Here is a 20149-nt window from a genome sequence, read left to right as displayed (position 1 = left end):
CCCCTTCTATTCCATGATGATGGAGTCGCAGGTGCAGCCGCCGGGAATCATGGGAAGCACCTTTTCATCCCTGTCGATAACGCAGTGAATCCACACGGGCACGTCGCTCTTCAGGGCTTCCGCCATGGCCTTTTCCAGCTCGGCCAGGCTTTCGCAGTGGAATCCCCTGCCGCCGAAGCCCTCGATGACCTTCACATAATCGGTGCGGCGGTCGAGGTCGGTGCAGGAATAGCGCCTGCCGTAGAAGCTGGTCTGCCACTGACGCACCATGCCGAGAACATGGTTGTCCAGAATGACGGTGATTACGGGCAGGCCGAAGCTCACGGCCGTGCACGCTTCGTTCATGTTCATATGGAAGGAACCGTCGCCCGTGAAATGCACCACGGGCTTGTCGGGCACGGCGATCTTCGCGCCGATGGCGGCGCCGTAACCGAAGCCCATGGTACCGAGGCCGCCGCTCGTCAGGAAATGACGGGGCTTGACGTGATGCAGATACTGGGCGGCCCACATCTGATGCTGGCCCACGTCGGTGACGTAGATGGCGTCGTCGCCGGCCATCTCATTCACCTTGCGGACCACCTGATGAGGCTTCAGCACGGTATCGCTGTCCTCAGGATAATAGTCCTCCTGCTTCCATTCGGCGATCTGCGTCAGCCATTCGTCGCGGCAGGACTGATTGATCTTGGGCAGAAGGGCGCAGATGATGTCCTTCACGTCGCCCACGAGGCTCACGTCCACCCCCACGTTCTTGTTCACTTCGCTGGGGTCGATGTCGATCTGTATCAGCTTGGCACGGCGGCCGAATTCATCGGGAGCGAGAGCCACGCGGTCGCTGAAGCGGGTTCCCACGGCCACCATCACATCCGCATTGTCGAGAGCGAAGTTGCTGGTACGGCAGCCGTGCATACCCACCATGCCGAGGTTGAGCGGATCGTTGCTGTCCACGGCCCCCGCAGCCATGAGGGTGTACGCGCCGGGCATACAGGCCTTTTTCATGAGGGCGGCAAGCTCCGCGCCCGCGCCGGAGGCGATGACGCCGCCGCCGTAGTAGATGGCGGGGCGCTGGGCGGCGTTGATGATTTCGGCGGCCCTGTCCACGGCGGCCATGTCGACTTCGGTGACATAGCCGTCCTTCACCGGGGCGGCAGGTTCAAATTCGGCCAGAGCGGCGGTCATGTCCTTGGGAATGTCCACCAGCACGGGGCCCTTGCGGCCCGTCTGGGCAATGCGGAAGGCTTCACGCAGGATGTCGGCCAGATCCTCCACCCTGTCCACCACGAAGTTGTGCTTGGTGATGGGCATGGTGATGCCCGCAATGTACACTTCCTGGAAGCTGTCCTGACCGATGAGGGGCGTGGGGACGTTGCCGGTAATGGCCACCATGGGCACGCTGTCCATATAGGCGGTGGCGATGCCGGTAACAAGGTTGGTCGCGCCGGGGCCGCTGGTTACCAGAACGACGCCGGTGCGGCCGGTAGCACGGGCGTAGCCATCGGCCGCATGAGCGGCGCCCTGTTCGTGAGCGGTAATGACATGACGGATACGATCCTGGTATTTATACAAAGCGTCGTACAGATTCAAAACAGCGCCGCCGGGATAGCCGAACAGCGTATCAACGCCCTGCTCCACCAGCACTTCACAAAAAATTTCCGAACCGGTCAGTTTCATATTCTTCATCCTTATGGGCTGAAACCATGCTGATCCGCGAAAAGGCGGACCTCCCCCAGTCGCACGTTACGCCCTGCCGGGAGGCTCTTTCCCTCCCTAACGGCGCAGGCTCTCGTGCGGCCCGCTTATACCGGTGACAGGCATAAATCGTAGAATAATACTGGACTGCTTTTTCTTGTCTTGTCAAGTGAGGACTGCAAAAATAACCGGGCGAAAAACCAAGCTATTTTTTTCACATTTTCGGCAAAAGCAAAAAGCGGCGGCACAAAAACACATCAGAGACGCGCTGCATCGTTCCTGAAGGCTCCTTTTTCCCGGGAAAAAGGCCCCCAGACCATGCCCGGCAGAGCCTTCCGGTACTTTTCACCGTCTTTTTCCTCACCGGATGCGTATTCTTCATTCCACAGGAAAAAATGCCGCCGTAACGCGCTTTTCCGCCGGAACATGCTGCGAAAAACGCCGCAGCACGCCCCGGCATTCTCTTTCCTGTCCGGCACGGCGCGTTCAGCCCCTTCCACGCCCTCTCATCCTTACAGAAAAGAAGCCGTGCCCCGGAAATTCCCGCGGCAGGGAGCGTGTGCACCGAAAACATCGTCTCTGGCAGCAACAGGCAAAAAAAAGAGAGGAACATATCTTCATGCTCAAGAAGTCCGGGCTTACCTTTTTCCCATGCGGCAGGAACGGCCGCAACATTTACCCTGGAGGCAGTCATGTCCCGATTCTTCCCTCTTTCTTCTCTCTCCCGTCGTTCTCTTCTTAAAAAGACCCTGTCCGCGCTGGCCGTCGCCGCAATTTTCCCCCTTGTCCCCCGCACGGCCATGGCTGCCGAAGGGAGGAACATCCTCATCGTCTATTATTCCTGGTCGGGCAACACCAGGGCTCTGGCCGGAGTCATCCGGGAAAAACTGAACGCGGATATGGCGGAACTCCAGCCCGTCACGCCCTACCCTTCCTCCTACAACGCCTGTGTCGACCTTGCCGGCAGGGAACAGAAGGAGGGCGTATTCCCTGCCGTCCGGCCCCTCAATATCGATGTGTCGCGGTACGACGTCATTCTCGCCGGTTCCCCCAACTGGTGGGGTTCCTGGGCCGGCCCCGTACGTACCTTCCTGCATACGCAGCCTCTGGCAGGCAAAACCATACTCCCCTTCTGCACCCACGGTGGTGGCGGCTGGCAGAACCTGCCTTCGGATCTTGCCGCGCTCTGCCCCCGGGCACGCACGGGCAACGGACTCGCCCTGCGCGGGGGCGACGCCTCCCCCGTTCTTGTGGAACGCTGGCTGAAAGAAGCCGGTCTCGCCTGAGATCTCGCCGTTCCCCCTTCCCGTGGGAGACTCCGCGCACCACAGGAAGGGGCGGCCGAGCTCTCCGGGGCGGAGGCGGAAAGCTTCCGCCCCTTTTCGTGCAGAACTTTCCCGTATGCCGCCTCCGTCGCCGGGCCGGAACACCTGCGGCGTATTCCCTTCCTTCCGTATTCTCGACAGGACCGCCCTCTTGTAGCATACTTGTTCTCTTCCCCCCGTCATGGCCGCGCCGCCGACCCGCACCATGCCCGCTTCAGGGGAATCCATCCTCAGAAAAAGCAGTGTGCCGCCGCAGGGCGACATGCTCCGGGGACAGCAATGAACAGAAAAACATACTCCGGCCTCGACCGCCTGCCCCGTGGGCGGGCATCCTCCATCGTCACACCGGGCTGCCTTGTTCTGGAAGGCGGCGCGCTCCGCGGTACCTACAGTGTGGGCGTGATGGACGCGCTCATGGAAGAAGACGTCAATCTGCAGTGCACCATCGGCGTTTCCGCAGGTGCGCTCAACGGCATAAGCTATGTTTCCGGCCAGATAGGCCGCTCGGCACGCAGCCCGCTGCGTTTCCGGCACGATCCGCGCTATTTCGGCTTCGGCGCGTTTCTGAGAAACCGCAGCCCCTTCGGCTTCGATTTCATGTTCGGAGAACTTTCCCGCACGCTGGACCCGCTGGATATGGAACGCTTCATGAGCCCGGAACGACGCTTTGTGGCCGTGGCCACCAACTGCCGTACCGGAAAGGCGGAATACTTCGAAAAAGGCGTCTGCGCCGACATCATGCTTGCCACGCGGGCTTCTTCCACCATGCCCTACATTTCCCGGATGGTGGACATGGAAGGAGCCCCCTATCTCGACGGAGGCTGCGCCTGCAAGATCCCCCTGCACTGGGCGCTGGAAAACGGCTTTTCCAACATTGTGGTCATCAAAACCCGGCCCGACGATTACCGCCGCAACCCCTCGGCGGGGCGCAGGCTCGCCCATCTCATCTACGGCAGGAAATGGCCGAAGCTTGCCGCGGCCCTTGCAGAAAGCAACGCCGACTACAACCGTCTCTGCGACGACATCGCCCGCCTGCAGCGCGAAGGGCGCGTGTTCGTCCTAAGCCCGTCGCGCTTCATGGACATAGGCCGCATGGAAAGCGATCTGGAAAAGCTGGGAGAATGGTACTGGCTGGGCTATCGTGACGCAAAAAACGCCATGCCCGCGCTCAGAAACTACCTGCAGAGAACGAAAGCGTAGGATATTCTGCAAAAACGGCCGCCTCTCCCGACAGGGCGGCGGCACATGCCCGCCCGGGGAAGCGGAGCAGCCAAAGCCCCACCTTTCCCCGCAAAGGACATGAAAAAGGCCCCCGGAGGGGCCTCAAGACAGGATAAGAAGGAGTCCTTACTTCTTCAGGGAAGCGAAGGATTCCAGCCCGAAACGGGGCTGTTCCTGCACCATGCCGGTATCGAGCTTGGCGCGCAGATCCAGCAGCGCACGGCGGATCTGCTCGGGGCACGACGACACCTTCGAGGTAGGACAGATGGGCATGTTCTCAAAGCGGCTGATCACTTCGTCGATGTGCATACCGCGGATGAGACGGCCTATGCCCTGGAGATTGCCCGGGCAGCCGCCCTTGAAGTCGAACCTGGTGATGATGCGGCTTTTCTCGTCCACTTCTATCATGTACATTTTGGAGCACACGCGCTCCGGTATGAAGACAAACTGCATGGAAATCCTCCCGTTGTGGAAAACAGTGTCTTACGAAAATCTCACGGCTCTGGCAAGGCGGCATCCATGCTTTGCCCGGAGCCGTCCCTCCGGCCTGCGCGCTTTTTCCCGGCATATCTTCGTACAGGAATTCTTTTCCGGCATATCTCGTAAAACCCGAGGTTGACGCCGCGCGATTTTGCCCTATCCTTTCCCGGTCGGGCCCTTTCGCATACTCAGTTCCCGGCTCCGCGCCGGAAAGGGGCCCCAAGGTCCGCCGCCGTTCGCGCGCCGGGCCCGCCGCACCCCGGCATCAACGCGCATCCGCGCCTTCAGGAAGGTTATTCATGAAAAAAAGACGCATAGTTCCCATTACCGTTCTGTCCGGCTACCTCGGCGCGGGCAAGACCACCCTGCTCAACCACGTTCTTTCCAATCAGGAAGGCTACAAGGTCGCCGTCATCGTCAACGACATCGGTGAAGTGAATATCGACGCCAGCCTCATCGCCCGAGGCGGAACCGTGGAAGTGGACGACAGCCTCGTGCCCCTTTCCAACGGCTGCATCTGCTGCTCGCTCAAGACCGATCTTCTGGAGCAGGTGCTCAACCTCATCGAATCCGGCAGATTCGACTACATTCTCATCGAAGCCAGCGGCATCTGCGAGCCTCTCCCCATTGCCCAGACGCTCTGCCTCGGCGACGAATCCCTGCCCAAGATATGCAGGCTCGACGGCATCGTCACCGTGGTGGACGCGCAGCGCATGGTGGATGAATTCCTGGGCGGACAGAAGCTGGTGGACGAGGATCTGGAAGAAGAGGATATCGCAAGTCTGGTCATCCAGCAGATAGAATTCTGCACCACCATCGTCCTCAACAAGGTGGACGGCCTCACCGAAGATCAGCTCGGCCTGCTCAAGACCGTCATCCGCAAGCTTCAGCCCGAAGCGAACATCATCGAAACCAACTACGGCAAGGTGGACGTGAAGTCCATTCTCGATACGGGCCGCTTCGACTTCGACCGCGCCTGCGCCTCCATCGGCTGGGTGCAGGCTCTGGAGGCGGACGCGCCTGCGGAAGAAGAAGATCATTCCCAATGCGATCATGAACACGGCCACTGCGTGCATGACCATGAACACCATGACCATGACGGACACCATGATCATGAGCACGGGCACGACCATCATGAGCACGGAGAAGGCCACGGTCATCACTGCCACCATCACCATCACGACGGGCACGAGCACGGCGAGGAATACGGTATTTCCACCTTCGTGTATTTCCGCCGCGCGCCCTTCAGCCAGAAGAAGTTCGAAGACTTCGTCAACGATGCCTGGCCTTCCAGCGTCATCCGCTGCAAGGGACTCATCTGGTTTGCGGATGAACCCGAAACCGCCTACCTGTACGAACAGGCTGGCCGCCAGATGACCGCGTCGCCCTACGGAGAATGGGTGGCCGCCGCTCCTGCCAAACGTCAGGCCGCCGAACGCCGGGTGGACAAGCAGCTCGACGCCGAATGGGATGAAACCTACGGCGACCGTATGCAGAAGCTGGTGTTCATAGGTCAGCACATGGACAAGGCGGCCATCTGCGCCGCACTGGACACCTGCCTCGAAAAATAGGTTCCACGCGCGGCCGGGAAACCGGCCGCGCTTTTTTGCGGCTCTGCCGCCTCTCTTCAGACCGGCCATGCCGGAAACACATTCCCATGCGCAGAAACATCGTTCCCATCACGCTGCTCACCGGTTATCTCGGCGCGGGCAAGACCACGCTGCTCAATCATGTTCTTTCCAATCAGGAAGGCTATAAGGTCGCCGTCATCGTCAACGACATAGGCGAAGTGAACATCGACGCCGCGCTCATCGAAAAAGGCGGCAACGTGGAAATGGACGACAGCCTCATCCCCCTTTCCAACGGCTGCATCTGCTGCACCCTTAAAGAAGACCTCCTCCAGCAGATTCTCGATCTCATCGCCACCTGCCGTTTCGACTACATTCTCATCGAAGCCAGCGGCATCTGCGAACCCATGCCCATAGCGCAGGCCATCACTCTGGGCAGCGAAGTCATGCCCACGGTATGCAGGCTCGATTCCATCGTCACCGTGGTGGACGCCATGCGCATGGCCGACGAATTTCTGAACGGCCAGAAGCTCCTGCAGGAAAACGATGACGACGATGTGGAAAGCCTGCTCATCCAGCAGATGGAATTCTGCACCACCGTGGTGCTCAACAAGGTGGACGAGGTCGCCCCTGAACAGCTTGACGAGCTTCGCGCCGTCATCCGCCAGCTCCAGCCGGAAGCCCGCATTCTGGAAACCAATTACGGCAGGGTGCAGGTAAAGGACATCCTCGACACGCACAGCTTCAACTTCGCGCGGGCAGGAAAATCCGCCGGATGGATACGCGCACTCCAGGCCCACGACGGCCACGACGAAGAACACGACCACGCGCCTCATGAACATCATCACGAACACGAAGAAGGCCATTCCCACGGCGAGGAATACGGTATTTCCACCTTCGTGTACTTCCGTCGCGCCCCCTTCGATCAGGAAAAATTCAGTTCCTTTGTGGAAATGAGCTGGCCGGAAAACGTCATCCGCTGCAAGGGACTCCTCTGGTTCAGGGAAAACCCGGCCATGTCCTACATGTTCGAGCAGGCGGGCAGGCAGACGGTGGCCACCCCCTTCGGCCGCTGGATGGCCACGGCCCCGGCGCAGCAGCGGGAGGAGGCGCGTCGCGCCAACCCGGAACTCGACCGAAACTGGGATGCGCGCTACGGCGACCGCATGATCAAACTGGTCTTCATCGGCAGGCACATGGACAGAGAGGCCGTCTGCGCCGCCCTGGACGCATGTCTTGCCGCCGACTGACCCCGTTCCCCTGCGCCCGCACCGTCGGCCTGTGCCGCGGGGCGGGCCTTCGCCGCAGCATCCTCCGCGCCGGATGACGCCGGAGCCCTTCCGGTGCAGAACGCTTTCTGCATGAAGCAGGGACGCCATCCCTGCCGCCACCGTAAAAACATAGCGGGCTTCCCCCGCAGCCGTGCTTTCTCCTGCCGGAACCTGAAAGCATTCCGCCGCCCAGCGGTACGAAATTCCCGAAGATCATTCCATAAACATATCTCTGCTCCCCTTTTATCTCCATGCCTCTTGTGTTACACTGGCCTCAATTTCAGGGGCAGAGGCTTTTTTCAGGGTTTCCCGGCCCTGCCCGCCGGCATCTGGAGCAAAGTATGCTGAATGGTTACGACGTGATAGGTGATATACACGGCTGCGCGGACAAGCTGGAGGCCCTGCTTTCCCGCCTGGGATATGAAAAAAGCGGCGGCGTGTGGAGGCACCCCGACCGCATGGTCATCTTTCTCGGCGATTATATCGACCGCGGCCCTCAGATTCTGGAAACGCTGACCCTCGTCCGCAACATGCGCGAAGCGGGAACTGCCGAATGTCTCATGGGCAACCATGAGTTCAACGCCGTCTGCTGGAGCACCCCCCGGCCGGACGATTCCGGCGAATATCTCCGCAGCCACAACGAAAAAAACACGGTGCAGCACGCCGCCACACTGGAACAGCTTGCCGACAGCTACAAGCCCTGGGTGCAGTGGATGCGGACCCTGCCGCTCTGGCTGGAAATAGGCGACCTCGGCGGGGAAGGAAACCGCCTGCACATGGTGCACGCCTGCTGGTCGCAGGAAGCCATGGACATGCTTACCGGCGGCGAATGCGGGGGAGAAAGCCTCGTTACGGGCAGAAGAGACGCCCCCTGCCTTGCGGAAGCGGGTTACACGCGCGCCTGCTGCGACAAGACAAGCTGTGAATATCAGGCCGTGGAAACGCTGCTCAAGGGGCCGGAACTTCCGCTGCCCGAAGGCATGACACTGCTCGACAAGGAAGGCAACGCAAGAAACAACTATCGCGTAAAATGGTGGCTCCCCATGGCAGAAAGCTGCCGCGACATGGCGCTCATGGGCTGTGAGAACCTGACCAGCATTCCCGAGGATGCCAGGCCGGAGCCGGGCTGCTGGGAAGCCCTTCCCGTGGAATATCCCACCTTTTTCGGACATTACTGGCGCAGCCCCGGCGAAGATATACGCCTGTATTCCCCGCTGGTGGCCTGCCTCGACTTCAGCGCCGTTGCCGGGGGGCCGCTGGTGGCCTACCGCTGGAACCGGGGCGACACCGCCCTGAGAAACGACCGTTTCGTATGGATCGGCAGCGGCGAGGATATCACCGCACGCTCCAGAAGGCTGTTCTTCCCGTAGAATACGCCGGATACATTCTGCGGAAACAGGCGGAACCGCTCTTTTGAGAAAGCGGTTCCGCCTGTTCTTTCTTCTTCTGAAAAATATTCCCCACGTCAATGCCCACGCGTGCGTTGCGTCAGGGCGGGGGAAGCGTACGGGAAGCCTGTATCTGCCAGGTTCCCGGTGTACTCCTGTGCCTCTGTTCCGCACCGCCCTGCGCTGTACCTCTCCCACAGGGCAGGAGAGAAGCCGTTCCGATGCAGAGCAATGTGCAGCCTTACGCCGAAAAGGAAACGTCGTCCTGTGATTCAGGATTTCTCGCGGGCGGCATCCTCAAGCTTTGCCGCACATCCCTGCACGGCTCTTTTCATGCCGTTGCCGAAATAAAAATTACCGTTCACCAGCGTATGAGAGAGCAGAAGCCGCTCAAAATCCTGCAGCAGCGTCTTGTCCGGCGTACGAAACTCCTCCCAGAAGCGGGAAAGAGGAATTTCCTCCGCACTCTGCGCAAGGCCGGGCATGGCGTAAATGGCCTTGCCCACACAGTACACCGCCTTACCGAGCTCCAGCGCCTGCATCCCCATGGTGCTGTTCAAAAGCACCACGGCCCTGCTCTTGCGCAGCATGTCCATGCCGTTGCCGCTTTCCACGAAAATAACGCGGTCCTCTATGCCGCAGGCCTCGCTGAAGCTGCGGATAAAACGGTCGTATCGGATAAGCCCGCTGTCCAGAGGATGATTGCGGATGACAAGGTGCGTACCTTCGGGCGCGTACTGGGCAAAGGATGTCATGACCCAGGCAATGGCTTCCTTCATGCCGCTGAAGGGGGAATAGCGCCGCACCTGCGAATCGGAATCCAGCTGGAGCGGAAAGAGAAAATACGGAGCGTCATCCAGTCTCTTCAGCGCCTGCTCCGAGGCCCTCATGCGGCTTGCCCTGGTGAAAATATGGGGTATCCATCCGCTGAAAAGCTCGCACAGATGCCCGTAGGGACGATGCGTGCGGTAAAAGGGGAAAAACGGTATGCCCAGAAGCGAAGCCCCGGCATAAAGCACGGCCTGAAGCTGGCGGCGGGCAATGGGGTTGAGGAAGGATGCGGGCTGAACAGGTTCCGGGCAGAGACGGCTTTGTTCACGCACCTGCTCCGGCGTATGCGGCAATGTGGAGTTGCCGTTCACCCCTCCTCTCTCCATGGTAATCCAGTGCGGGCGGAGATAGCCCTCGTCAAAAGCCCAGACCCGTATGCCGTGCAGCCTTGCGATATGCACGGCCTCGCGGTGATGAGGCCTCCAGTCGCCGAAAACCAGAAGATCGGTAACGGCGCGCTCTTCCATAAGCTCATGCACCCACCGGCTCCAGTCCGACGTACGGCCCTGATAGGCCAGCGCATCAAGCGGCCAGTCCAGCACATCGCCCCCGCAGAGGTTCACGCGGGTCACCTTGTGCCCGCGCGCGCTCATTTCCTGCCCCAGCAGGCGGAAAAAAGGTCCATGCGGCCCCTGAAGGAAAAGGTAGCTTGCCATCAGAACACCTTCCTTGCCAGAGAACGGAGTGCGGCGAACACGCGCACCATATACTTGCCGCGCATCTGCCCGCCGGGCTGGAGAAGGCGGCGGCAGACATCCTCCGCCGTGCAGAAGCTTGCCGTCTGCCAGTCGTAATAAGAGGGGTACAGCAGCAGAACGCCCGCCGTAAGTTCATCCAGCGTAAGGCGCGCCGTACGGCGGGACAAAAAGGCCCTGTCGGCGGCACAGTCTTCCGTCAGGCCCCAGCCTGCATAAAAAGGTCCGCCGTAGGCACATACCCTGACGCCCCTCAACAGCGCCTCAAAGCCGGTAAGAGAGGTAAGGGTGTGCACTTCATCCACCACGGCAAGCATGGCGTCCATGCGTATATCCCGCACCACTTCATCGGCCACACGCAGGGCATCGGCATCCTCTATCTTCCCTTTCCGGTTGCGTACTTCCACATCCGGGTGCGGTTTGTAGATGATGAAGGCATCGGGGTTGCGGCGACGTACTTCCTCAAGCAGTTCAAAATTACTGCGTATGCCGCACCCTCCTCGCCGCACCGAAGCGTCGTCCTCCACCTGACCGGGCACCAGAAGCACCCTGCGACCGGAAGGCCAGCGCTCGCGGGAAAGGGCCGTACCGCCCACATTGTACTTGGTCAGCCCTTTGGCCACGATGAATTCCCGGAGATTCCGGGCACGCAGACAAAGCTCGTCGTGATCCTCCCTTTCCGGCAGTCCCTGAAGAATCACTTCCAGATCGCTGGGCTGGGAGGGATCGTAATAAATGCCCCGACGGTCCAGCACCAGCGAATACGGCCACTGAAATTCCGACCCGAGCCCCACGGAACGGATGAAGCCGTCCTCCATGCGCACCAGCGGAACCCCGGCGTTGCGACACCGCTCCTCAAGACTGCCGCCCACGCATTTGGAGGACCATGCCACCACATCGCCGCCATGCCGTACGGCACAGGAAACGGCTCTCTGTTCACCGTGGAAGTATTTGAAGAAGCGAAACTCCGCCCCCGTGCTCTGCACAAAGGCCCGGGCATGGGGATGCTTCCACAGAGAATACCCGAAGCAGGCATGGAATCCCCGGTTGGCCTCGTTCTTTTCCCGCTGAACGGCAAGCCGGGCAATGGTATCGTGGATATCGCACCTCTCCCCGGTAACGGGATTCACATAACGGGCATAAAGCAGGTAGGCCGCCGCAAACACTTCAAGAAGACTGCGCTTTCCTGCACGGCGCGGGCAGGATACGGCATCCGTCGTAAGCCCCCAGCCCGCATAAAAAGGCATACCGAAAACATGCACTTCCCTGCCCAGCATGAGAGCCTCAAAGCCCATCTGGGAAGTAACGCAGTACACCACATCCGCCTGCCGGAGGAGAGAAAGGGGGGAAACATCATGGGCAAGGAGCACCGCTCCGCAGCGTTTCGCCTCTTCGGTAAGGTAGCCCTTCTTCTTCCCCGCAAGCACGTCGGGATGCGTTTTCACAAAAAGCCGCGCATGGGGAAAACGCTTTTTCGCATCTTCCAGCATGGCGGTAAAGGAAGAGGCATCCGCAAGCCCGAGGGAAACGGAAGCATCCCCCACCGTCTGATCGATGAGAAGCACGCGCGGCGAGCCCACTTCTTCCCTGCCGAGAAGCCCGGGTTCCGCTTCCGGCGCATGATTGTACTTGCTGAGGCCGTGCCGGATGATGGAGGAAAGCGCCTTTTCCGCCGAGGCCATGAGTTCGGGATTTTCCCAGCCTTTCCCGTTCAAAAGGTTTTCCAGACCCGAAGGAGCGGTGGCATCATAATAAATACCGGTGTGGTCCACCACCAGAGAAAGCGGATCGGCCCCTTCGCAACCAAGATTCAGGGAACGGAGAAAACCGTCCTCCACGGCAATATAGGGCAGGGCATGTTCCGTCGCATAGCGCCTGGCCTTTTCCGCCGTCGGCTTGTGACCCCAGCCTGCCACGGCGCACGGTTCGCCGCCCTGCTCTTTTCCCGCAAGGCGCACCTCCCCTCCCAGAAACGCGGCAAGGTGCGGAATACGGGAAAACTTACGGGAAAAAGCCAGGAAGAACGTACTCCCTCCCGGATGACCTGAAGAACTCTGCATAACCTTCCCCTCATCAAACATCTTCTCCCGGCCGCAAAGGCATACCCCCTGCCCGACGCCGCCGGTCTGAACTCCGCGCATCTTACTTTTAAAAAACAAAAGTTTCAAAAATTATACTGCACGGAACAATTATAAAAAAATGCAACATTTTCCTGCTGTTAGACACCATTGTCCATATTTTTGCAAGCATGGACGAACATATTTTTTCCCAAACCGTTCCCCTCATTTCGTAAAACAGCATATAATGGCATGATATTATTTTTTAATTTTTCCATCATCACAGCCAGGGCGTTCCCCTTGCCGCCGCTCCGGCAATTCCGGGGGAAGCCCTTCAAGAAAATGAAGCGCGCCCCTCATACCACAGCTTACGCCCGGCACTCCCGCACTCGACCATGGCTCCCCCCGCCTTTTCATTTGACTGCATATTCATGCCCCTATGCCTTTTCCGATAAAAGTCCGCCCCTTCTGCACCGCCGCATGACAAAAAACGTTCCCCGTCATGTGAAGAGTACGGCATACGACAGGGAACATTCTTTTACGGCACGGCACGACCGGATTCTTTCGGCACTAAAACATCACACGCAGGCCGAGCATGACCTGATGCATGTAGTTGCGGTGAAGTTCCAGCCGTATGGAATTGCACGTCGTATCCGTACCGCCCATAAACACGAAACGATAGCCCATGTCTACGGAAACATGCCTGTTGAACGTGTAAGAACAGCCCAGCCCCACCTGTCCGGCAGGCACGGAATCCGTGCTTTCCGTAGATATGCCCATGCCGCTGCCTTTGGTGGAAAGAAAGGCCATACCGGCCCCCGCGCCGATATAAGGAGTAAACCCGCTGCTGGTCGGGATATCCGCATAGGAATGGAAAAGCAGCGTCTGTACCCCGATCTTTGCCCGGAAGGGAAAACGCCTGCGGAAAACCTTTATGCTCGCCGTTTTGGAAATATGGTCGGAAGCGCCGTACTCCAATTCCAGCCGGACGGGCACATCGAACTTCGGCGCAAAATCATAGCCGAGTGCCAGCGCCCCTCCGGCCCCGGCCCCGAATACTCTTCTCGGCCCCCAGGTGGAGGTATGCAGATCCAGAGTCCCCCGGGTATGCTGTACGGAAAAGGAAAACTTCGGGGCAAGATATACCCCGCTTCCCGAAGCACAGGCAAAGGAAGGCACTATAACCATTGCCAGAGCAACAAGGAAAAAAATTCTCTTCACTTCATCCTCCAGAAAAAAGTATGTCATGGACGAATCGACCATGACATACTTCTTCCAGAGGACAATGATATTGAAATTTATTTAATGTTATATTGAATAAATATAAAGTATCCTATGTGATAATGCATATGCAATATAAAAACACATCATATCATAGGCGTGCATGTTTTATCTGAAAATCATCAGCGGTAGCCCTGGGGATTTTTTTTCTGCCAGTTCCAGGTATCGCGGCACATGTCGTCAAGGCTGCGCCTTGCCTGCCAGCCCAGCATGGTCCGCGCCTTCCCGGCATCGGCCCAGAACTCGGGCAGATCGCCCGCACGGCGGGGGCCGAACTCGTACTTCACCGCAACATGGCTGTTGCGTTCGAAGGCCTTCACTATTTCCAGCACGCTGTACGGAGTTCCCGTGCCGAGGTTGAACACTTCCAGCCCCCTGTGCGCCGCGGCGAACTCCACCGCCTTCACATGGCCTTCCGCAAGATCCGCCACATGAATGTAGTCGCGGCGGCAGGTTCCGTCCGGCGTGGGGTAGTCGTTACCGAATATGGTCAGATGATCGCGCCTGCCCACGGCCACCTGCGCGATGTAGGGCATGAGATTGTTCGGAATCCCCTGCGGGTCTTCCCCTATTTCGCCCGAAGCGTGGGCCCCTATGGGGTTGAAGTAGCGCAGCAGCACTACGGAAAGCTCCCCATCCGCCACGGCCGCATCTTCAAGAATCTGCTCCATCATGGACTTGGTCCACCCGTAAGGGTTGGAACAGGAACCTTTCTTCATGGTCTCCACATAGGGAACGGGGTTTTCCTCACCGTACACCGTTGCGGAAGAGGAAAACACGAAGTTCCGCACCCCGGTCTTCTTCATGCATTCCAGCAGCGTCAGCGTGGTGTCGATGTTGTTGCGGTAATATTCCACGGGCTTTTTTACCGATTCGCCCACGGCCTTCAGGCCCGCAAAATGGATTACGCAGTCCACAGGATGCTTTTCCATCACGGCAAGAAGGGCTGCGCCGTCGCGTACGTCCACGTTGTACGCGGGCACGCTCCTGCCCGTGAGCTTTTCCACACGCTTCACCACTTCCGGGCTGCTGTTGCGGTAGTTGTCCGCCATCACCACGCCGTAGCCTGCTTCCAGCAGACTCACCGCCGTGTGCGAACCTATGTATCCGGCCCCGCCGGCCAGCAAGATGTTCATGAAGTCTCCTTAAACAGGCCATTTTTCCAGCATGAACCTCGGTAAGAACGAAAACCGCTCTCTCATGCTGCGAAAAATGCCATAACCCGGCGCAGGAAGCTCTCTTCCCGCACCGGGATAGACACAAAATCAAACGCTCCTGTCTGATAAAAGCATCAGTCTCTTTCAAACAGGTCACGGGTATAGACTTTATCCATGCAGTCCTTCACTTCCTCAGCCATGCGGTTGACCACGATCACATCGGACATGGACTTGAAGGCCTCGAGGTCGTGAATGACGGCGAAATCCTGAAAGACATCCTGACTCAGCGTAGGTTCGTAAATAACGACCTCCACGCCTTCATCGCGCAGCCTGCGCATGACGCCCTGAATGGCCGACTGACGGAAATTGTCGCTGCCCGCCTTCATGGTCAGGCGGTAAATACCGACCTTCTTCGGCTTACGGGCAAGAATCTGATGGGCGATAAAGTCCTTGCGCGTACTATTGGCTGCCACGATGGCGGCAATGATGTCGTTGGGAGTACCCTTGTAGTTGGCCAGAAGCTGACGCGTATCCTTGGGCAGGCAGTAGCCGCCGTAACCGAAGGAAGGATTGTTGTAGTGGGAGCCTATGCGCGGGTCCAGCCCCACACCCCTGATGATCTGCCGCGTATCCAGACCATGCAGTTCGGCATAGGTATCAAGTTCGTTGAAGAACGCCACGCGCAGCGCAAGGTAGGTGTTGGCAAAGAGCTTGATGGATTCCGCCTCCGTGGCGTTCACCATGAGGGTGGGGATATCCTTGTCCATGGCCCCTTCCTGAAGCAGCGCGGCAAAGCGCTCCGCACGGGCACGAAGGTCGGCGGAGCATTTCCGGGGAGTCCCCACTATGATGCGGGAGGGGTGCAGATTATCGTAAAGCGCCCTGCCCTCACGCAGGAACTCCGGCGAGAAAATAAGGTTCGGCAGGCCGGGCCACGCCTTGCGCAGCCCTTCCAGATACCCTACCGGTACCGTGGACTTGATGACCACCGTGGCGGTGGGGTTGACCTTTTCCACCAGCCGGAGCACCGCGTCGATGGAAGATGTATCGAAATGGTTCTGCTCCACATCATAGTTGGTGGGCGTGGCAATGATGATGAATTCCGCATCGCGGTAGGCGGATTCCCCATCCGTAGTGGCGGAAAGGTTCAGCGGCCTTTCCGCAAGAAATTCCTCAATTTCCTTATCCACGATGGGGGACTTTTTCTGATTAATAAGTTCCACCTTGGAAGGAACGATATCCACGGCCTTCACACTGTTATGCTGGGCAAGCAGTACGGCCAGGCTCAAACCGACGTAGCCGGTTCCGGCAACGGCAATGTTCATTGCACTATCCTCTCTCATTAATCATAAGATGGAAAACATAAAGGAAAATCTATATCATACAATTCATCATGCAATATAAACATCATTTTTTGTATTAAATCTTCATCATTTTTTGCAAAAAGAATATTTTTATCTTTCCCTTTCCATTCTTTTGTTGTCAAAAAAAAGAAAATAATTGTATTTCCAAATCTTTTATAAAATATATTTCTTTTTATATTTGAATCTACTATAATCTGTTCTAATATAACTATATACTTGTTTTTATATTTAAAACAATTTATCAATTCATTACTATATTCTATTATTTTATCAATTTTACTATTATATAAATATCTATGATGATAAAAGAACACTACAGCATCGTTACTATTCTTTAAATCAATAAGTCTATTTATTTTTCGAATAAAACTTTCTCTATCATTTTTTTTATCAACTACATTATGATGTGTAAATTCAAATCCATTTGAACATGATTTTTCAAATAATCCATCTTCAGGAGTATTAAATATTTTTTTATTTCTATAAAATTGAGGAAATTGACAATTATTATCTTTTTCTAAAAATTCCTTATTTATTAAATTTTTAAAATTAGTTTGAAACAACTGATAACTATAAAAAATATTACACCGAGAAAAAGAGAATGGTGTAGAATAAGATTTGATACCATAGCGCTGAATAACCATATCAGGCATACAATTTTCACCAAGAGATAAACAAATCATAAAAAATATACCTCCTAAGTTCAGTTTTATTATTGAAAGAAAATACTATTCTTAGCATACTTCCAAAAATAATTTGCATAGATCGAATTTTTATCATTCCACGGTTTCACTTTATCTGCATAATGAATAATACTTAAACTATTTAAAGCATCATCAATTTCTTCTTTTGTTACTTTATTTTCTGATATAAAATTATCTAGTTGAAAATAATATTTCGTCATTATATTATATTTAAATGGAATATTCATAATTTTTCCAACACAAGAAACATTTAAAATATCCTGATCTTGACAATCATAATTTTTATTAATGAGATCATAAAATTTATTAATAAGCTTATCTTTAATTAATAGTCTATTATTAATAATTAAAACACCTGCATTGACATAATTTTTAGTATCAATATTTAATCTATTTCTATGTTTTTTATTATCAAATGCATACGCTTTAACTCCAGCAATATAATTATCTTTTATATTTATTTTATATAAATCACGGATATCACAATTTATAACTGTATCACAGTCAATATATATAATTTTATTCAGATAAGATAACACATTAGGAATCGCAAGCCTATAAAATGTTTGATAAGTAATATGATTAATTGTTGTCTTTACACCTTTAAATTGGTTTTCCATATTTATAAATTCAATATAATGACCACTACTATAAACAATATTTTCAAGTTTACTTATATTACTTTTTTCAAAATCACTATTTACCATGACAAAAAATAATACTGTTGTTTTATTTCCGACATTTTTAATAATACTTTGTATAGATACAGCCATATACTTTGCATAATTATTATCAGTAGCATACACAACAGGAATATACTCATTTGACATAATTTCCATATATTGATTATAAAAATTTTTATTATAAATATAATTTTTACCATAATCATCAATATCTAATAATTTAAAATATTTATTTTTTAATGAACATTTCATTTTTATTTTTGTTTTATCATCTATTGTATTTATATAATACATGCACGCCTGTAATGATTTATTTACATATGTTCTTTTTTGACTTTCATACACACCTAATTTTATTAGTTCTTTTTTTAAATTAAAAAATGCAAGACATATACTTTCCCAAGAAGAAGATTTACTTCTTTGTAAGGAATTGGGATTATTTGTTCTATAATTAACCAAAATTTCATTAACTAGTGAAATTTTTTCAGCTTGAGCCAACAATGAATATATAAAGACCGTATCATTGGAACTTTTTGTATTGCCAAATTTCACACCAACTTTTTTAATAAAACTATATTTAATAAGTTTATTCCACGCTAAACAAGAATTAGCCTGAAATAATTTTTCTCCAAAATCTATATAACTGGATACATTCTTATCTGGAAATAATTCAGGAGATACAGGAAATTTACAAGGCTGAAATATATTATCCTTCATATTATATTCTTGAGCATTAAATACAACAATATCTGCATTTGTTTCTTTTGCACGATTATATATAACTTCAAGCATTTGAGGTTCAAAAAAATCGTCAGAATCTAAAAATAATAAATAATTACCTTTTGCATATGACATACCTGTATTTCTTGCTACACCAGCATATTGGTTTTTTTGCGTATAAACACTAATAAAATCATATTTTTTTTCATATTCCCTTAATATATTCAATGTATTATCAGTTGATCCATCATCAACACATATTATTTCAAAATTAGAAACTGTTTGTTTAATTAAACTATCAAGACACTGACGTATAAAATCTTTACAATTATATACTGCTATAATAACAGAAATATCTATATTTCTTTGTTTATGTATTTTTTTGTTTTCAAAATTCTTATATATATTATATAATGTAAAAGGAAGTACAAAAATACCATACCATTTGTGCATTTTATGTACAATTTCATATCCAATTTGATATGATAAATGACCTTTTACCTTATTTTCTACCTCTTTCTTTTCATATTCCTTTTGCATATATAATTTTTTATTAATGTTATTCAATTCATTAATTTTATCCTTTAATCTTATATTTTCATTGCTTATCTTTTCATTTTCAATACATTTTTTTTCATCATGCTTTTTATAATCTATTAATATATTATTTATCTCTTTTATTACTTTATCATCAAATAAACTCATAATAACTTATCCTCCACTATAAACAATTACCACAATAAAAAAATACACAACAATGGCTGATATATTATTCTATTTTTTCATACTAATACCTCTCAAAAATTTTATAATATATAAATAAATAACCATTCTATATATTTTTAATTTTGTAATTTTTATTTTATTATATCTATTTCTTTCTACAATTATAAAAAAATCTATTTCTTTTACTACACTTAATATATCATGTATATTTACATTTATTATTTTCATTCTACTATATAAATTTTTTACTAATATATAATATAAATCAAAAAATCTCTCTTTTTTAGATATATCTAAACCATTTTTAATTCCTATAAGATAATCTAATGATTTTCTTCTATCCCATATATTTTTTTTATGCCCTTTTCTATATAAATAACTACATTTTTTCATTCCATAAAAGCATCTTATTTTTACCATTACCTGTATAAAAAACAAAGAATCCTGAAATCTACGCAATGAAGGAAATAATAAATTTCCACAAATTAAACATTTTCTTCTATATAAAAAACGATAAAAACCACCTTCATGCTGATATTCACAAAAACTATAAATTCTATCATCATCAAAAATGTATTCATAAAATTGTTTTTTATTTATTTCTCCATTTTTACTAACATAAAACATTGACCCACCACACACATCAACATTCTGCTCCACAGCCTTGTGGTACAGCGTTTCCAGTACATCATTCGAAGGATACAGATCATCGCTGTCCATAAAGGCGATGTATTCCCCACGGGCTACAGCCATGGCCCGGTTTCTGGCAGGGCCTGCACCTGTGGAGGAGGGTTGATGCATCACCGTGATTCTGGCATCGCGCGAGGCGTATTCTTCGGCTACAGCGCCGCTGCCGTCGGTGGAGGCGTCATCCACAATGAGCACTTCGATATTCCGCAGGCTCTGGGAAAGAACGCTGTCCAGGCATTCCCGGAAGTATTTCCCGCTGTTCCACACGGGAATAATCACGCTGACCGCTGGATGTTCCATGC

At 52.4% G+C, this 20149-nt stretch carries 15 protein-coding genes; 5 read left to right on the top strand and 10 right to left on the bottom strand.

What is annotated here, in order from left to right; genetic code table 11:
* Window positions 1–6 precede the first annotated feature (6 nt).
* A complete protein-coding gene (gene ilvB / locus CZ345_RS05610; RefSeq protein WP_077072210.1) occupies window positions 7–1668 on the bottom strand; it encodes a biosynthetic-type acetolactate synthase large subunit in 1662 nt (553 codons plus the stop codon).
* 710 nt (window positions 1669–2378) lie between these two features.
* Between ilvB and CZ345_RS05600 the strand changes: the two genes are divergently transcribed.
* Together CZ345_RS05600 and CZ345_RS05595 are read left to right on the top strand one after the other, a co-directional pair.
* On the top strand, window positions 2379–2972 hold the full coding sequence (locus CZ345_RS05600; protein WP_077072208.1) for a flavodoxin: 594 nt from the start codon (window positions 2379–2381) through the stop codon (window positions 2970–2972).
* 318 nt (window positions 2973–3290) lie between these two features.
* Window positions 3291–4211 (top strand): patatin-like phospholipase family protein, encoded by a 921-nt coding sequence (locus CZ345_RS05595; protein WP_077072207.1) that lies wholly within the window; start codon window positions 3291–3293, stop codon window positions 4209–4211.
* 147 nt (window positions 4212–4358) lie between these two features.
* Here the strand turns inward: CZ345_RS05595 and CZ345_RS05590 are convergent, their stop codons facing one another.
* Window positions 4359–4685 (bottom strand): TSCPD domain-containing protein, encoded by a 327-nt coding sequence (locus CZ345_RS05590; RefSeq protein ID WP_077072206.1) that lies wholly within the window; start codon window positions 4683–4685, stop codon window positions 4359–4361.
* Window positions 4686–5011: 326 nt separating this feature from the next.
* Here CZ345_RS05590 and CZ345_RS05585 point away from each other — a divergent pair, with 326 nt between their 5' ends.
* The 3 genes from CZ345_RS05585 (at window position 5012) to CZ345_RS05575 (ending at window position 8921) form a co-directional block, all read left to right on the top strand.
* Window positions 5012–6283, top strand: a complete 1272-nt coding sequence (locus CZ345_RS05585) for a GTP-binding protein (protein ID WP_077072205.1) — start codon at window positions 5012–5014, stop codon at window positions 6281–6283.
* An 86-nt stretch (window positions 6284–6369) separates the two neighbouring features.
* Window positions 6370–7530, top strand: a complete 1161-nt coding sequence (locus CZ345_RS05580) for a CobW family GTP-binding protein (protein ID WP_077072204.1) — start codon at window positions 6370–6372, stop codon at window positions 7528–7530.
* Between the two features lie 362 nt (window positions 7531–7892).
* Complete coding sequence (locus CZ345_RS05575) at window positions 7893–8921, top strand: metallophosphoesterase (protein ID WP_077072203.1); 1029 nt, start codon at window positions 7893–7895, stop codon at window positions 8919–8921.
* Window positions 8922–9211: 290 nt separating this feature from the next.
* Here CZ345_RS05575 and CZ345_RS05570 read toward each other — a convergent pair whose 3' ends face one another.
* The 8 genes from CZ345_RS05570 to CZ345_RS05535 form a co-directional block, all read right to left on the bottom strand.
* On the bottom strand, window positions 9212–10426 hold the full coding sequence (locus CZ345_RS05570) for a capsule biosynthesis protein (protein WP_077072202.1): 1215 nt from the start codon (window positions 10424–10426) through the stop codon (window positions 9212–9214).
* On the bottom strand, window positions 10426–12525 hold the full coding sequence (locus CZ345_RS05565; RefSeq protein ID WP_077072201.1) for a capsular polysaccharide biosynthesis protein: 2100 nt from the start codon (window positions 12523–12525) through the stop codon (window positions 10426–10428). The genes CZ345_RS05570 and CZ345_RS05565 overlap by 1 nt, the downstream gene beginning before the upstream one ends.
* A 567-nt stretch (window positions 12526–13092) precedes the next feature.
* Window positions 13093–13785 (bottom strand): outer membrane protein, encoded by a 693-nt coding sequence (locus CZ345_RS05560; RefSeq protein ID WP_077072200.1) that lies wholly within the window; start codon window positions 13783–13785, stop codon window positions 13093–13095.
* A 140-nt stretch (window positions 13786–13925) separates the two neighbouring features.
* Window positions 13926–14939, bottom strand: coding sequence for a UDP-glucose 4-epimerase GalE (gene galE / locus CZ345_RS05555; RefSeq protein WP_077072199.1), 1014 nt, complete (start codon window positions 14937–14939; stop codon window positions 13926–13928).
* Window positions 14940–15094: 155 nt separating this feature from the next.
* The gene (locus tag CZ345_RS05550; RefSeq protein ID WP_077072198.1) at window positions 15095–16285 is read right to left on the bottom strand and encodes a nucleotide sugar dehydrogenase; all 1191 of its coding nucleotides are present in this window, start codon (window positions 16283–16285) and stop codon (window positions 15095–15097) included.
* Between the two features lie 17 nt (window positions 16286–16302).
* Window positions 16303–17007, bottom strand: coding sequence for a DUF1796 family putative cysteine peptidase (locus CZ345_RS05545; RefSeq protein WP_083717157.1), 705 nt, complete (start codon window positions 17005–17007; stop codon window positions 16303–16305).
* 29 nt (window positions 17008–17036) lie between these two features.
* Window positions 17037–19136 (bottom strand): glycosyltransferase, encoded by a 2100-nt coding sequence (locus CZ345_RS05540; RefSeq protein WP_077072196.1) that lies wholly within the window; start codon window positions 19134–19136, stop codon window positions 17037–17039.
* 69 nt (window positions 19137–19205) lie between these two features.
* Complete coding sequence (locus CZ345_RS05535; protein ID WP_077072195.1) at window positions 19206–20147, bottom strand: glycosyltransferase family 2 protein; 942 nt, start codon at window positions 20145–20147, stop codon at window positions 19206–19208.
* Between the last annotated feature and the right edge of the window lie 2 nt (window positions 20148–20149).

It is taken from the genome of Mailhella massiliensis (genome assembly GCF_900155525.1).
Classification (GTDB): Bacteria; Desulfobacterota; Desulfovibrionia; order Desulfovibrionales; family Desulfovibrionaceae; genus Mailhella; species Mailhella massiliensis.
Note: the sequence above shows the minus strand (reverse complement) of the source record. Positions and strands in the feature narration are given on the sequence as shown.